General features: G+C 46.3%; 18 protein-coding genes and 1 riboswitch. Of the genes, 14 read left to right on the forward strand and 4 right to left on the reverse strand.

Annotation, left to right across the window (positions count from 1 at the left end):
* Positions 1–28: 28 nt before the first annotated feature.
* Both FXW34_RS12935 and FXW34_RS12940 read right to left on the reverse strand, forming a co-directional pair.
* Entirely contained in the window at positions 29–262 is a 234-nt protein-coding gene (locus FXW34_RS12935) for a hypothetical protein (RefSeq protein WP_147534430.1), read from the reverse strand.
* A gap of 313 nt (positions 263–575) precedes the next feature.
* Positions 576–1,100, reverse strand: coding sequence for a DoxX family protein (locus FXW34_RS12940; RefSeq protein WP_147534431.1), 525 nt, complete (start codon positions 1,098–1,100; stop codon positions 576–578).
* A 228-nt stretch (positions 1,101–1,328) separates the two neighbouring features.
* Here FXW34_RS12940 and FXW34_RS12945 point away from each other — a divergent pair, with 228 nt between their 5' ends.
* Together FXW34_RS12945 and FXW34_RS12950 are read left to right on the forward strand one after the other, a co-directional pair.
* A complete protein-coding gene (locus tag FXW34_RS12945) occupies positions 1,329–2,054 on the forward strand; it encodes an MBL fold metallo-hydrolase (RefSeq protein ID WP_147534432.1) in 726 nt (241 codons plus the stop codon).
* A gap of 135 nt (positions 2,055–2,189) precedes the next feature.
* A complete protein-coding gene (locus FXW34_RS12950) occupies positions 2,190–2,858 on the forward strand; it encodes a DUF2306 domain-containing protein (RefSeq protein ID WP_147534433.1) in 669 nt (222 codons plus the stop codon).
* A gap of 105 nt (positions 2,859–2,963) precedes the next feature.
* On the opposite strand, the gene FXW34_RS12955 is transcribed toward FXW34_RS12950, so the two are convergent.
* Positions 2,964–3,302, reverse strand: coding sequence for a DUF192 domain-containing protein (locus FXW34_RS12955; RefSeq protein ID WP_246141038.1), 339 nt, complete (start codon positions 3,300–3,302; stop codon positions 2,964–2,966).
* Positions 3,303–3,374: 72 nt separating this feature from the next.
* Positions 3,375–3,458: riboswitch (cyclic di-GMP riboswitch) on the forward strand.
* A gap of 215 nt (positions 3,459–3,673) precedes the next feature.
* Here FXW34_RS12955 and FXW34_RS22940 point away from each other — a divergent pair.
* From FXW34_RS22940 to FXW34_RS13000, 10 genes are all read left to right on the forward strand, one after another.
* The gene (locus FXW34_RS22940; RefSeq protein WP_187118945.1) at positions 3,674–3,844 is read left to right on the forward strand and encodes a hypothetical protein; all 171 of its coding nucleotides are present in this window, start codon (positions 3,674–3,676) and stop codon (positions 3,842–3,844) included.
* A 16-nt stretch (positions 3,845–3,860) separates the two neighbouring features.
* A complete protein-coding gene (locus FXW34_RS12960; RefSeq protein WP_147534435.1) occupies positions 3,861–4,043 on the forward strand; it encodes a Flp family type IVb pilin in 183 nt (60 codons plus the stop codon).
* Between the two features lie 166 nt (positions 4,044–4,209).
* Positions 4,210–4,704 (forward strand): A24 family peptidase, encoded by a 495-nt coding sequence (locus tag FXW34_RS12965; RefSeq protein WP_147534436.1) that lies wholly within the window; start codon positions 4,210–4,212, stop codon positions 4,702–4,704.
* Complete coding sequence (locus tag FXW34_RS12970; RefSeq protein WP_147534437.1) at positions 4,701–5,141, forward strand: TadE/TadG family type IV pilus assembly protein; 441 nt, start codon at positions 4,701–4,703, stop codon at positions 5,139–5,141. The genes FXW34_RS12965 and FXW34_RS12970 overlap by 4 nt, the downstream gene beginning before the upstream one ends.
* Positions 5,142–6,047: a pilus assembly protein TadG-related protein gene (locus FXW34_RS12975; RefSeq protein ID WP_147534438.1), complete on the forward strand. Its 906-nt coding sequence runs from the start codon at positions 5,142–5,144 to the stop codon at positions 6,045–6,047. It begins immediately after the preceding gene.
* 283 nt (positions 6,048–6,330) lie between these two features.
* The gene (gene cpaB / locus FXW34_RS12980) at positions 6,331–6,927 is read left to right on the forward strand and encodes a Flp pilus assembly protein CpaB (RefSeq protein ID WP_147534439.1); all 597 of its coding nucleotides are present in this window, start codon (positions 6,331–6,333) and stop codon (positions 6,925–6,927) included.
* Complete coding sequence (locus FXW34_RS12985; protein WP_187118946.1) at positions 6,917–8,281, forward strand: CpaE/TadZ family protein; 1,365 nt, start codon at positions 6,917–6,919, stop codon at positions 8,279–8,281. The genes cpaB and FXW34_RS12985 overlap by 11 nt, the downstream gene beginning before the upstream one ends.
* Before the next feature lie 659 nt (positions 8,282–8,940).
* Positions 8,941–10,296: a TadA family conjugal transfer-associated ATPase gene (locus tag FXW34_RS12990; protein ID WP_147534441.1), complete on the forward strand. Its 1,356-nt coding sequence runs from the start codon at positions 8,941–8,943 to the stop codon at positions 10,294–10,296.
* 133 nt (positions 10,297–10,429) lie between these two features.
* Entirely contained in the window at positions 10,430–11,416 is a 987-nt protein-coding gene (locus FXW34_RS12995) for a type II secretion system F family protein (RefSeq protein WP_147534442.1), read from the forward strand.
* 4 nt (positions 11,417–11,420) lie between these two features.
* Positions 11,421–12,374, forward strand: coding sequence for a type II secretion system F family protein (locus tag FXW34_RS13000; RefSeq protein ID WP_147534443.1), 954 nt, complete (start codon positions 11,421–11,423; stop codon positions 12,372–12,374).
* Between the two features lie 442 nt (positions 12,375–12,816).
* Here the strand turns inward: FXW34_RS13000 and FXW34_RS13005 are convergent, their stop codons facing one another.
* Complete coding sequence (locus FXW34_RS13005; RefSeq protein ID WP_147534444.1) at positions 12,817–13,608, reverse strand: N-acetylmuramoyl-L-alanine amidase; 792 nt, start codon at positions 13,606–13,608, stop codon at positions 12,817–12,819.
* A gap of 498 nt (positions 13,609–14,106) precedes the next feature.
* On the opposite strand from FXW34_RS13005, the gene folE reads away from it, so the two are divergent.
* Together folE and FXW34_RS13015 are read left to right on the forward strand one after the other, a co-directional pair.
* Positions 14,107–14,655 (forward strand): GTP cyclohydrolase I FolE, encoded by a 549-nt coding sequence (folE, locus tag FXW34_RS13010; protein ID WP_246141053.1) that lies wholly within the window; start codon positions 14,107–14,109, stop codon positions 14,653–14,655.
* A 15-nt stretch (positions 14,656–14,670) separates the two neighbouring features.
* Positions 14,671–15,492, forward strand: coding sequence for an SDR family oxidoreductase (locus tag FXW34_RS13015; protein WP_147534446.1), 822 nt, complete (start codon positions 14,671–14,673; stop codon positions 15,490–15,492).
* Positions 15,493–15,536 lie beyond the last annotated feature (44 nt).

The following is a 15,536-nucleotide window of genomic DNA, read 5'->3' on the forward strand; positions in this document are numbered from 1 at the left end:
TATAAATGAACAATATAATGTCCAAACTCTAGAGCTTTCCCCGCATCATTGGCGAAAACAAAGCTGGAATAAAATACGCTTTGTTATTGGCCAACTTATTCAAGCATTGATTACAAACTGCACCTACTCCAAAAAACGGTACCCCATACCGCTCGAAAATCTCCTGGATAAACGGATCCTTGCTATCAGCATACACCAACTCAAAACCTCGCCGAATCACCCTTCTAGTATCAGCTGAACAAACAAGACACGCCTTCACCACACCGCATTGCCCCTTTTCTACTAATCATATGAACCACCAAACCCACATATTCCTTTAACGCAGTGGGGGACAGTCCCCCACTGCGGTGAAGCTGCACAGAAGCGGGGGACTGTCCCCCACTGCGGTGAAGCTGCACAGAAGCGGGGGACTGTCCCCCACCACATCACCGCGCTAAAGCGCACATACAAACAAACAAAAACCCCACTAGTGCATTGTATGGGAGGGAAAGGGGAGGAACCATCCATACATTAGCAACCAGAGGGGTTGTACCTATTCTAAACGCGATTCACTCGCGAATTCACACTATGACTTATTAAGCTGCTTTTGTCTTGCTGCCCGCTTTACCTACATCCCCGCCGTTCTTGAAAACAGTTTTGCGAATGAACGGAATTACCCAGCGGTCTAAACCAAACTTACCAGCGTTGAAACCAGCGAATAAGATTAGTACTCCAAAGAAAATATCAGTTGGGTTATGAGACACAGTTCCAGCCAAGAAGAATGACCAGTTCATCACAAGACCAAAGAACATTGCTGCAGTTGTTAAGCAACCAAGCATTAATCCAAGACCAACTAGGAACTCACCAAGCGGAACAATGAAATTAAACAATTCAATATTTGGTAATGCGAAGCTTTCTAGGAAGTTCACATACCAACCATAAACCATATTACCGTCTGGACCTTTAACAGGATTTGCCACAGCGTTTTTCAAGAAACCTGAAGCATCAAAACCATCAGCTAATTTATGATAACCAGCAGTCATCCAATTATATCCTAACCACAAACGAATGATTGTTAGAATCCCTGCGGCAATAGTGTTTTCTCGTAAAAATTTAACCATTTTCAACATCTCCTTAGTGCGTATGTTTTATTTGCTTTTCACACTGTAAATATACCAAAACCAAAAGCAAAATAGTGGCATGTGTGATTGAATTCACAATTCCGTAAAAACAATTTGAACATTTTATTACATAGGGACAGTAAAAACCTTATAAATGCCTCATAAAACCCGAATAAACCGAGTTTTTTCCTAATATCTTAAGTTATTGGAAAAAAGGAGGGCTTCATTTTGAAAATAACCAAAAACAATTGCTTGTACCAAATCACATTTGTTCCACATTTTTTTCCGGTGAATTGTTATCTGGTGGAGGAAGATGAGGATTTGACCTTGATTGATGCAGCACTCCCATACAGTGCGAAATCAATCCTACAAACAGCAGAATTAATCGGAAAGCCAATAAAAAGAATTCTACTTACGCATGCACATGAAGACCATGTCGGGTCTCTTGATGCAATAAAAAAAGCAATTCCTGACTTGAAAGTTTATATATCCGCCCGTGACAACCGGATTTTGACCGGAGATCTCACCCTTGATAATCACGAAGACCAAACCCCAATCAAGGGTGGTATTCCGAAAAAAATAAAAACAAAAGCAGATGAGACGCTAAAAGATGGAGATCAAATAGGTTCACTCCAAGCCATTGAAACCCCAGGCCACACACCGGGCTCAATGTCCTATCTAGATAAAAGGACTAGGGCGTTAATTGCAGGTGACTCGTTTCAAACTAGGGGCGGAACAGCCGTAACCGGTGACGTAAAAAAACTGTTCCCGTTTCCGGGATGGGCCACCTGGAGCAAACCAACTGCACTCGAAAGCGCAAAAAAGATTGTAACCTATAACCCAGAGCTCCTCGCCCCAGGGCATGGAGACATACTCGAAAATCCGCTCCAAACCATGGAACGTGCCATCCACCGCTTCGAAATCAAAATGAAAGGCGCCATCATAACCCGTTAAAGCACAGAAAGCTTTACCGCGACACCGCAGCGGGGGACAGTCCCCCGCTGCTTTAAAGCAGTAAAAAAGCGACGTCTCTATTTACAAATCATAGAAACAAAACGAATGACATTCCTTTTATAAGGAGAGAACAGAATGGCCTCACCTACAAAAACATCTACAAATTCAAAAACTAAAACGAAGCTAAATCGCACGATAATATACTTGTATACGCCAGCAATACTCCTAACGATCTATATCCTTGTTATGTTTTTCTGGATTGGCCCGGAACAAACTGAATTGGTAAAACAAAAAATCTTACATATGTCAGGCTTTTCATTAAACATTTGGACTTGGTTCTTCTACCCGCACATCATTTTAGGTATCGTCGCCCTGTTAATCGGACCTTACCAACTAACTAAAGCGAGTCGGAAAAATCCAGCCGTTCATCGCAAAATAGGCACCGTTTACGCTATCGCAATCTTCTTAAATGTACTAGCATCACCCTACCTAGCTGTATACGCAACGGGAGGGATGAGTTCAACTATTGCCTTTATAATTCTTGATGCATTTTGGCTCTGGACAACAGCAATTGCAGTTATTCATGCCAAACAACGCAACATACATGCCCATCAAACCTGGATAAAACGCAGCTACGCCATAACCTGGGTATTCGTTACCTTTAGAATATTAATCGGACCACTAAGCATAGTGATGGACCCATCGCTAAGCTTTCCTATCGCTGTCTACATCAGCATCGTTATCAATCTCTTGGTAGTAGAATGGCGACATAAAACAAAAAACGCGCACACTTTACCACAGTAACGCACTGGGGGACTGTCCCCCAGTCCCCCACCGCGTTAAAGCGAGAAATATAAAATCCTCACAAAAAAACCGAACATATTGTATATGTTCGATCTCCAAAATATATCAATATAGTATTCTGTCTCCAACCCCAATGGTATGCTTCCCGACCGCACCAACCGGGAGCTCCAGGGTTTTCACCGCACGCGCGACTGGTAATATCAACCGATTCGGTTTAACCTTCTCTCGGACAGCAACTACCACATCATTCTCATCCAGAAACACTACATCAATCGAAAAAAACATAAAGAACATATGGATCGAATTGCATGGAACTAGTAAGATCCCCTCATCAACAATCGGCACCATACGAAACATCAACCCTTTAAACCGTGGCCAAAAACGATCGCAAACAATAATTCTCAACGGAAGCTCGATTTCAAAATTATTTCTTAAAATTTTCACAATTTTGCCCTTCCTTCAATAATTCTCCATAGTGAATTTTACCAATAACAATGATATATTAAAATAGCAAACAAACGAAAAAGGCAAACCTTGAGAAATCTTGGGACGCAAAGCTATAGGGGCTTACGGGGACGCCGAAGTCAGCCAGTTACCGAATCTGTTGAAGTGCTAACAGTGATTACCAAAAAATAGCCAAAAATCAGATCAGATGAAAGGCAAAAAGGACACTTAGAATCGCGAACCACACCGCACCAAATCACCCAAAACATAATAAGCAGACGGCCGATGCTTATGAGAAACCTGCGAACCACATCGTACATAAGTCATCACAACTAGCCAAAATTCGTAGTTTATTAAGGGTGCATTCAAAAGTGACCTCACAAAGTGCAATAAACTCAGCCAATCAACTAATCTATTTCAAGGTGAAAAATAGGACAACCATGTCAGCAAATCGCCGAGTCAGTAAAAGAGCTAACGAAAGCTACCGAAGTCAGCCAGTTACCGAAACTGTAGTGTTACTTATCGTTGTTTGCCAAAAATAAAATGAGGTGAACAATTATGATGAAGAAAATCAAAGGTCTTTTCATCGAAGAACAAGGTCAAGGTATGACAGAATACGGATTAATCCTAGGGCTAATCGCGCTTGCGGTAGTAGCGCTTCTAGGGGCATTTGGTGATGAACTCAACACGAAATTCCAAGAAATTCTAGACGAACTTAGAGGAACCCCTGAAGCAGGATAATAATATTTCACATAGCAGCTCAAATCCCTACCCTCAATCCCGCATTGAAGGTGGGGGTTTTTACAATCCATAGCGCTGAACCGAAGCCAGCGCTCCATATCGAACACTAGACGCCTCCTCATCAACACCGAAGCAGGCGTCTTAAGCATGTCTATCGAGGTGAAATATGCTACTAAACATACTATTACTCATCATTCTCGTAGTCTCTTTTGTTACTGATCTAAAAAATAGACGCATTTTAAATATCATCACTTTTCCAACGATGGCAATTGGTCTAACCTATCACACGATAACCGCTGGCTGGGCCGGATTCTCATTCAGCGGGCTAGGATTACTGCTCGGCCTTGGCCTCCTTTTCATCCCATATCTACTTGATGGAATGGGCGCCGGCGACGTTAAACTCCTAGCTGCCATCGGCGCACTAAAGGGCACCGCCTTTGTTTTCGGTGCATTCCTATTCACCGCAATCATCGGCGGCATCATCGCGCTCATGATTTTAATAGGAAAAAAAGAACTACTTAGCACCCTAAAACGAATCATTTTTTTTACAAAAATAAAGACATTATCTGGGCTCGACCGATCTGAGTATCATCACGCCTTTCCATATGGTGTGGCGATTGTTCTCGGAACCGTCACCCAGCTGGGAGTCAATATCGCATGAACCACTTGAGTTCAAAAATGATGCGAACCCAAGAACACCAACCAGCGACAAGTCATATGCGTTCCCAAAAAGGCCAAGCTACGGTTGAACTGGCGCTAAGCCTAGTAATGCTGCTGCTCATCGTCTTTGCTATCATCGACTTTGGTCGGATTTTTCAGACGTACCTGACGACGAACCATGCGGCACAGGAGGGCGCGCGCATCGCCAGCCTTGGTGCGACCGACGCAGAAATCACGACAGCAACCAAAGCGGCTGCTCAGGTCGACGACGTCACCAAACTCACCGTCGCCATCACGCCGCCCAAGGAGCTGCGCAAGCGCGGAACGTTTGTGACCGTCGCGACAACCTACCCGGTGACCATCTCCGTCCCGCTGATGGAAATGGTACTACCCAACCCCTTTACTGTTAAAAGTAAAACTGTGATGAGGGTGGAATAAATGAACCGACTAATAAAAGAAGAAAAAGGTGCCGTCATGATTATCATGGCGTTGTTAATGATTGTTTTTCTCGGCATCACTGCTCTCGTCATCGATGGCGGCATGCTGTACATGGAAAAACAAAAACTACAGGACATTACTGACGCTGCTGCGCTGGCAGGCGCCCAAGAGCTGCCAACCTCGACTGATCAAGCGACGGCACAAGCCAATCAAGCCATTGTATTAAATGAAACCAACCCTATTCTCTTTAACATAAATTTTAATGAAAATAATCATCGGATTACCGTTACTGCAGAAAAATCAATCGATCTATTTTTCGCAAAAGCACTTGGTTTTAACGAAGCAAAGGTCGACGCGGCATCGAACGTCGAAATCGGCACGCTCATTTCCGGCAGAGGAGCTGTCCCGGTCGGCATCGAGTACACGAGCCAAATCGCATTTGGCGATATAAAATATCTCAAGGTTGAGGACGCCACCGTTGGAAACTTCGGGGCGCTCGCCCTGGCCGGACCGGGAGCAAAGCTATACGAAGAGGATTTCAAAAATGGTTATGAAAATGAGCTGCGCGTCAACCAAATCATCGACACGCAAACTGGGAATCTCGCTGGACCGACATCACGAGCGGTAAACTTCCGCATCGCTGCCTGCCCGACATCGACGTATCTCAACCATCCCGTCGATTGCCCACGCATCGTGTTGGTGCCCGTGTTCGAGCCAGTCGTCACCCAGCAAAACCAAGTTAAACAAGTCAAAATCGTCGGCTTTGCTAATTTCTTTATCGAAAACGTCTCATCAGGCAGCCAATCCGCTGTAATCGTCGGCCGTTTCATTGAGGCCGCTGATTCAGGTGAAATCGACTCAGGGTCTCTAAACTTCGGAGCTTATGGCTACAAGCTGACAAGATAATTTGCTATTTTCGGAGGGTTACATGCTCGGAACTCAGTTGCTAGCTCCGAGCCCTCCAAAATCAGCTATTAGTACCCTAATTCAGATTCACCGAGAAAAGCGGGACACTTAAAGCTTCTATTAGCGTCCTCTTTTAAGAAACTAGAGATGAATAAGGGCACTTAAAGCCTCAATTAGTGCCCTATTTATATGAAACAAGGTTCAAATAGGTCACTAAAGAGCCGAACTTACAAATCAAAAGCGAATTCTAAGTATATAACCAACCCAGACAGCAGGTGAACAGATGAAACCGAAAAAAATCTGGATGCTGTCCATGCTCATAGCATCCATTTTCACCATACTATTTTACTTTTACTTAAGCACAGAGGAGCAGGGATCAAAAGTATCAACAGCTAAACCAGAAAATACTGCTTCTGCGAATCAATCAAGTAAAACAAACCAAACAAACCAATCAAAAGCCGAAACAGCATCTGCCAAGCCAAAAGAAAAGCTGAAAATAGAACCAAATAAGCGGGCAATCTCTATTGCGGTCGACCACGTCAAAGGGCTCTCAGGCTTAATCCGCCCTGGCAACTTCGTCGACATCATCGCTTTTATTCCGGAAAGCGCCCAAAATCCATCGACGACTGAGATTCTCCTCGAGGAAATCAAGGTACTCGCTGTGGGCAGCCAAACTGATAAAACAATCAAAAACATCGATCCGGCGCTGGAAACGACATTCACATACCCGACCGTCACCGTCGAAGTCACACCCGACCAAGCCTTGGCGCTCACAAATGTTTCTGTGAAGGGTTCATTAACCTTTATGCTGCGCAAAAATCCGGATGCGGCCAAGCAAGACCCGACAACAACAAAAGGGGAGACCACCAATGACGACTAACATCCTTGTCCTAAGCACAAAACTCTCCTTTGCAACAGAAATCAGCGAACTGCTCCAAGCCAAGCCAGGCGTAAGCACAGGCACAAACACTACTGCTGCAATTAAGAGCACAAATATTGGCACAACCGCAGCAGTCACAAACACAAACACAAACACAACTGCAACCAAAAGCGCAACATCAACAAGCTCAAGCCTAGCACCAGCAACGAGAACCAAACCGAAATCTTTCGCGACCGAAGCCGACCTAAAGCAAGAACTTGAAGCAAGCTGCACGCCGGTTATCATCATCATCGGCCCGTTTCAACCGCGAAGCCCATACGAAATCGCACGCGAACTCACGCACATACACCAAAATCGAAATGCTACCGTCGTTCTGCTCATGCTCCCATCACAGCAAATCGACCTAAAGCAGGCACTCTTCGCAGGTGTCGTCGACATCTTACCGACGACACCAACCGTGAGTGAATTCCATAGCGCTATTGAAAAAGCAGAGCAGACCATCGCGCTCAAATTAGAAAACAGCGAGCAAAACGGCCAATACCCAACCAGCGCAACGAAACAAAAGGATGGCAAAATCATCGTTTTTCTAAGCACAAAAGGTGGGGTCGGTAAAACCACACTAGCCGTGAACGCTGCCACCGCACTAGCCAAAAAGAACCTTGCTGTGGCGGTCATCGACCTTGACCTGCAGTTCGGCGACGTGCCACTTTTGTTTGACAAAGAGCCGAAGGCGACCATCTACGACTGGGTTAAGGAATCGCTCGACGAGAAGGACGGCGAGGTTGAGCCGTACATGATGAAGCACAGCTCAGGCGTCGAATTCATCGCCGCTCCACCACTGCCCGAATTTGCCGAGCTCATCAGCGGCGATCACGTTTCGCGCTTAATCGAAGAACTAAAGAAGCGTTATGACGTCATCATCATCGATACGCCGCCGAGCCTCGTCGAAACAAATCTCGTCGCGCTCGACTACGCCGACGACATCATGCTCATCACCTCGTTCGACCTGCCGGCACTCAAGAACGGCAAGCTCGCACTCGATACGATGGCGCTGTTAGGCTTTACGGAAAAAATCAAAATCGTCCTAAATCGCGACGCCGAAATGAAGGGCATGAACCTTGCTTCAATCGAAAACGTCCTCGGCAAAACGATTTTTGCGCGCATCCCGAGCGACTATATGACGGTGATCTCATCCATCAACAAAGGCATCCCGTTCGTCATCTCAGCCGCGCGCACCCAAGTCGCCAAAACGACCCTAAAGTTCGCCGAAAGCCTTGTCTCACCTGGAAAAATCAAAACCGAAAAGCCAAAGCAAAAACGCTTCACTCCGTTTCTTTTTAAAAAAAATAAGTAACATCCTTTTCCAGGAAATAATTAAAGCGACGAAAAAATAGGTGAATTTTCAGCGCGTATCCAATACTATTTGAATCACAATTACAAGTTTTTCGTATCGAATACGTTAATCAATTAGTTAATTAGCAAACTGTGCATATAAGGCTATAGTTGTGCATATCACTCAAAAGCTGTGCATATCAGGAAAAACATGTGCATATTCACAAATACTTGTGCATTAGCTCTCAAAAGCTGTGCATATATTTTAAAACTTGTATCATATATTGAAAAAGTCGTGCATAAATTTTTTGAAATGTAGCATATCCGCAACTATGCGTGCATATATGCAGAAACCTGTGCATTTATTTCAACTCAAAACTATTAAAATTAGAAAAATCTGGCTATTTTCGCAAAATTAACTGAAAAATTCAGATTAAAAAATGAAAAATTGAACAAAACTCGCAAAATCTAAGCAAAAATCAGACCGGCAAAGCAAAAAATCACAATAAATCTCAAAAAATCAAAAAAATCGTAACCGAGTAGCACCACAACATTAAAAAATACAAAATTACCTATTTTCGGAAGGCTTTGCAGCACCACCAAAACAGTGAACAAAAAAACCGAAAAGTAGTTCGTCAAAAACTCAAACCAAACTAACACACCATCAGGAGGTCGCCAGCGATGTCCTTACTCAAGCGCTTAAACCAAAAAAATGCGGTCTCGCCAAAAGTTCAATCAGACGTCGAGCAAATTATCGAAAAAAAGGAAGTCAAAAAAACGAAGGACTACGGCCTCAGAAACCTGCTGCACAAGCACCTGATTACCGAAATCAAAAAGCAGCTAATCGAAGCCAACGACGAGGAAATGGAAAAATTCATCGAACAAGAGGCGATGAAATTTCTCAGCGAAGAGGGCGAGCGCCTAACCTTTGAAGCGAAGAAAGAACTCGTCACCTCGGTCATGAACGAGCTCATCGGCTTTGGGCCAATCACGCCGCTCTTGAACGACAAATCTGTCTCGGAAATCATGGTCAACGGGCCGAATCAAATTTACGTCGAGCAGCACGGCAAGCTCCAGCTCACCGACTACAGCTTCCGCGATGACGAGCATGTTCTGCAAGTAATTGAAAAAATCGTCGCGCCGCTCGGGCGAAGAATTGACGAAAGCAGCCCAATGGTTGACGCCCGCCTCCCGGACGGCTCACGCGTCAACGCCATCATTGCGCCGCTCTCACTCGACGGCCCGACGATTACAATTAGAAAATTCCCAGAAAAGCGCCTGCAAATCGAAGACCTCATCGGCTTCGGCACGCTGACACCAGAAATGGCGCAATTCCTTGACGCCTGTGTAAAAGCAAGACTAAATATCTTCATCAGCGGTGGAACCGGCTCGGGAAAAACGACGCTACTCAACGTCCTATCGGGGTTCATTCCCCACGACGAACGAATCGTCACGATTGAAGACGCCGCCGAGCTCCAGCTTTCACAGGAACACGTCATCAGACTCGAAACGAAGCCGCCGAACATCGAAGGCAAAGGCGCCATCTCCATCAGAGAGCTCGTCAAAAACTCACTCAGGATGCGCCCGGACCGAATCGTCATCGGCGAAATCAGAAGCGGAGAGGCGCTGGACATGCTCCAAGCGATGAACACCGGGCACGATGGCTCGCTCGCAACTGGGCACTCGAACTCACCGCGCGACATGCTGGCACGACTCGAAACAATGGTGCTCATGGCCGGGCTTGATTTTCCAATCAGGGCAATCCGCTCCCAGGTCGCAAGCGCCATCGATCTCATCGTCCAGCAATCGCGACTAAAGGACGGCTCGCGCAAAATCACGCACATCACCGAGGTCGTCGGCATGGAAGGCGAAACCATCACCCTGCAGGACCTGTTCATCTACCAGCAGGACAATATCACGCATGACGGCAAAGTCGTCGGCCGTTTTACTCCGACCGGCATCCGTCCAATGTGCGCAAGCAAACTCGAAAATTCCGGCATCGTTCTACCGAGCGAATGGTTCGGCGAAAGATGGTAACCATGGCAAGCTCGAGAAAAAGTCTAGCAGTCTAAGAAAACCGGCTACATTGCGTGAGGTTGTATCAAGCATGCTTTCGCAAAAAACTCGCAATCAAAAAACCGACTGCTTTTAAGAAAGGGGGTAACCAAGCATGTTCTGGCTTTTATTTATAGCACTAACCATCCTGTTCGGCTCACTTGGCATGCTCCTCTTCCAACCGAAACGGAGCCTCGTCGACCGACTCGAAAAATTTTACCCAAAAGACGCACCGCATGAGCAAGAGGACCAAAACCAAAATCCGAACAACCAAGCACAAAAACGAAGCAGAAGCCTAAACGCAACCGAGCTCAAAGCCCTACTAACCAAGTTCTCGAAAAACTTCACATCAAACAGACACTCAACCAAATGGGAGCAAAAGCTCGAAGCCGCCAACATTCCGCTCAAAACGGAGGAATTCCAGGCGCTCCGCATCCTGACCGCCATAGCTGCAGCCAGCATTACCGCAATCCTAAAGCTGCCGCTCCCGGTCGTCATTGCATCAGCTCTCATCGGCCCAATCTTGCCGCCCATTTACGTAAAAAGAAAAATCAAAAAGCGCCTGGCCCGCTGCACAACCCAGCTACCCCAAGCGCTTGGCACCATGGCAACATCGATGAAATCTGGCTACAGCTTCCTCCAGGCCATGCAAGTCATCGCCCAGGAAGTGCCCGACCCAATCGGCACCGAATTCAAAAAAACACTGCGCGAAATCAACCTCGGCATCCCGCTCGAGGAAGCATTCGCCAACCTAATCAACCGCCTGCCGACCGACGACATCAAAATCGTCGCAAACGCCATCATCATCCAGCGCACAACCGGCGGCAACTTAACGCAAATCCTAGACACGATTCAGGAAACCATCACTGATCGCGTCCGCATCAAGGAAGAACTCCGAGCCCTAACCGCGCAAGGCAAAATGTCCGCATGGATCATCTCGCTCTTGCCCGCCATCCTCGGCGTCCTCCTAAACATGATGAACCCCGAATACTTCAACCCGATGATCGCCCACCCGCTCGGATGGACCCTCCTCGGCGTTGGCCTCGTCTCAGGTGTCATCGGTTGGTTCGTCATCCAAAAAATCGTCAACATCGAGGTGTAGCCACATGCTTGAACTATTAAGTCTATTACTATTCATACTGTGCACACTCGTTTTCTCACAAGCCTTTGGAAAAATAGGGCAGGATAAGCGCACCATCCAAAAACGCCTCCAATTCATTGGCCGCGACCGCAACTATCTCGCGGCTCTCGAACAGGATGCACCAGCAGAGGATGGAGGAGGGGACGCAAGCCACACCATGCCGTTACGAGAGCGGTTACTCGAACCTTTAATAGAAAAACTACGGCAAGTCGTCGACAAAAACATGGGCAAGCAAAAGCAAGAGCAAATGACAAGAAGACTCTACGAGGCAGGGTCGCCCTTTGGGCTTAAGGCCGTTGACTTCCTGCTGCTTCAGCTGGCAATTGCCGCCATTACCTTTACTGTGTTCCTGCTCCTGTTTGCCATCGGCAGCGAGGACCATCTCAAAGGCACCATGTTCGCCATTATCGCTGGAATGTTCGCGCTAGTCTACCCAAACATGTACTTAAATGCCAAAAAGAAAAAGCGTGTCAAAAATATCGAAAAAGACATGCCCGACTTCTTCGACATGGTCAACGTCTCCATCGAAGCCGGCATGGGACTAGACGGTGCTTTGAAACGAGTTTGCACACAAATGCGCAGCCCGCTATCCGCAGAATTCAAGCTAGCAATTGAAGATATGAAACTTGGAAAATCAAGAAAACACGCATTTGAAGAACTCCGGAACCGGATTCCCTCAGAATTCTTCAAAAGCGTCATCAACTCGATCATCCAAGCCGACCAAATGGGCATCGGCATGACCAAAGTCCTGCGCGCCCAAACCGAAAGAATGAGAGAACAAAAAAAACAAGCCGTCAAAGAACAAGCCATGAAAGCACCAGTCAAAATGCTCATCCCAATGGTCCTATTCATCTTCCCAACCCTATTCATCATCCTACTAGGCCCAGTCATCATAAACCTAGTAACCAAATGGCTTTAGTGAAACGGGGGCCTGTCCCCCGCTGCTTTAACGCGATGGGGGACCACCGCAATGGGGGACAGTCCCCCGCTGCGCTACCACGTTAAAGCGATGGGGGCCTGTCCCCCAATACGTTAAAGTGCTAAACAAAAAAAGAGGCTTTCCCGACACGTGCATTTTTCGAGTATTTATCACCAGCTGCAATTTTAAGTGGTTGACCAGCTGATTCAGCTGAACCTAGAAGTGTAGTCACATTCTGCTGTTAGATGATTTAGTAGAGCCAGGCTCTTCAGTTTTTGTTTTTGAATTATCCTTCGTTGAACTAGAAGCCTCTTCTAAACCGACACATGCTGAAAGTAACAATAAAAAGGCACTAGAAAGAGGGAATAAAATATCCCATTAACGCTTTAGTGCAGTGGGGGACAGTCCCCCACTGCACTAAAGCGTTAAAATATCTCAACCACTACTCGACTACAATAAACGCTGAAAATCCTGCATTTTTCGCCCGCGCCAGAAGTGCATCGGCATTAGTTTTCGATCGAAACGCTCCGAGCTGCACTTTATACAGTCCATCCCGAATCAAGATGGTGGAATTAAAGCCCTTGGCGCGCGCCTCGTCCGCTAGTTTTATCGCATTCTCCTTCACCCGAAACGCCCCGATTTGCACCTTATAAAGCACATTCGGCGACGGATTCGGAGTCGGAGCAGGTTGCGGCTTCCGCTGCAAATTAAATGCCCGCGCCAAACCGTTCGCATGCCCCCGCGCCAGCGCATCTATAAAGCTAGCAGAACGCAATTTCGCAGCATCATTGATATGATCAATAAACCCGCTTTCTGTCAGAACGGCATCCATTCGAGTCTCCCGCAAAACGTGGAAATTTGCCGTCTTCTTCCCGCGGTCATTAAAAGAAACTAGCTTCAAAACCTCATCGTGTACCGCATTTCGATACGTCGTCGTTGGCGCGCCAACGCCCGGGTATATGAAGCTCTCAAAGCCTGTCCCGCCGCCACTATTAATGTGAATCGATAGATAATAATTTGCGCCCCAATTGTTTGCCGCATTCGTCCGCTGTGACAAGCTCAAAGTCTGATCGCCGCTCCGACTCATCAACACCTCTACACCTACGTATTCATTCAGTAAAATATTGCGAATAGCCGAAGCGATTTGTAACGTAAGATTCTTTTCCTGCAGACCATTTCCCACAGCACCAGGGTCTGAACCACCATGTCCCGGATCGATAAAAATCTTAACCATTTATTCATCACCTCCACTATTAATATATGAAAAAACTAAATAAACGCTTGGACTCCAAGACAAATGTACTCACACGTTCAACCCCATAGCCAACCCTAGCTACTAACTTCACAAGCTAATTAATTTTAATAACCTAATATTCTTGATAAAATAACCATCATATTTATTTTTAGGCTGTGTTAAGGCTCGATGTTGATTTTTTACACTTGTTGTTTGGAGCGGAAGGCACGAAGACTCCTACGGGAGCAGCGAGACAGGTGAGACTACAGGCTCACCGCACGGCCCGTGGAAAGCGAAGTGCCTGGAGCGGAAATAAACAATTACATTTAACAGCGCCTATTATTAAAAATAAAGACGACAGAAGCCTTACCAATAGGAGAATGAAATAAAGGAGAGACAGGACGCATGTCTATCGATCACACAATGTTTGAAGAGAATCTTGAACTACTAGAAAAATTAAACAAAGACGGGAAAAGCATAGAACAAGCCCAGAATTTCATGAAAGCCTTAAAAGATTTAATGGCACTTTGCGGCGACGACCCAAACCGCGATGGGCTCCAAGAAACGCCACTAAGAGTCTTAAAAGCGTTTCTCGAATACACGGAGGGTTACAAAGAAGACCCGAAAGAGCATCTCAAAAAGACCTTCGATGTTAACCATCAAGAAATCGTCATGGTCAAGGACATCGAATTTTACTCAATGTGCGAGCACCATTTTGCACCATTTTTCGGAGTGGCCCATGTTGGCTACATTCCTGGCAGCAAAATCACAGGTTTATCAAAGCTAGGACGACTTGTCGAGGGCTATGCAAAAAGATTTCAGGTTCAGGAACGCTTAACGAATCAAATCGCGGATGCCATCGAAGAAATTCTCGAACCACAAGGGGTTATGGTTGTCATCGAGGCCAAGCATATGTGCATGTGCGGCCGCGGCATCAAAAAAACGACAGCTCAAACATCCACTACGGCAGTAAGGGGTTTATACGCGAACGATGCCAGCGCACGTCTGGAATTTCTAACCCTTCTAGAAAGACAATCTCGATATTAAAAGGGGGGTAATAGGTTGAAGCATGCAATTATCACCGCAGGTTCCAAAGGTCTTGGAAAAAAGGTAACAGAGGAGCTTCTGAAAAGCGGCTGCTCTGTCACCGTCAACTATCGCAGTGACAAAGCCAGAGTTGAGGAACTAATCGAAGAGTGGTCTCAATACAAAGATCGCCTCCAATTTATCCAAGGGGACATTACAAAAAAAGCTGACATTGAGAACATTGTCCACCAAGCTATGACACGTTTCGGCCGCGTCGATTACCTCATCAATAATGCTGGTCCTTATGTATACGAACAGAAGAAGCTCGTCGATTACTTGGATGATGAATGGTACGACATCATAAATGGAAACTTAAATTCAGTTTATCACTTTGCTAAACTGGTAATCCCAATCATGAGAAAACAACATTTCGGTAGAATTATCACCTACGGTTTTCAAGATGCCGAGCATACACCGGGCTGGCTTTATCGCTCCGCCTACGGCGCAGCCAAAGTCGGACTTGTTTCATTAACGAGGACCATTGCGATTGAAGAAGCGGCTCACGGCATTACCGCAAACATGATTTGCCCAGGCGACATCCAAGGTGACATGAAGGAGAGCGACATCTTAACTGCAAGAACAACAGAAGCGCACGACCCGGCTAACACACCAATCGGACGCTCAGGCACAGGCGAAGACATCGCACGACTGATCAAATTCCTCTGCGAAGACGACTCCGACCTCATCACCGGCAGCGTCATCTCAGCCTCCGGAGCCATCAACGTCGTCAACCGCCGTCGCCACACATCACCGCAGCACCGCAGCGGGGGCCTGTCCCCCAACAATTTAAAGCATTAAAGCAGTGGGGGACAGTCCCCCACGGTTTTAAAGCGCTAAAGCGA

Origin of the sequence: Bacillus marasmi (genome assembly GCF_902168435.1) — a bacterium.
GTDB lineage: Bacteria > Bacillota > Bacilli > Bacillales > Cytobacillaceae > Bacillus_BU > Bacillus_BU marasmi.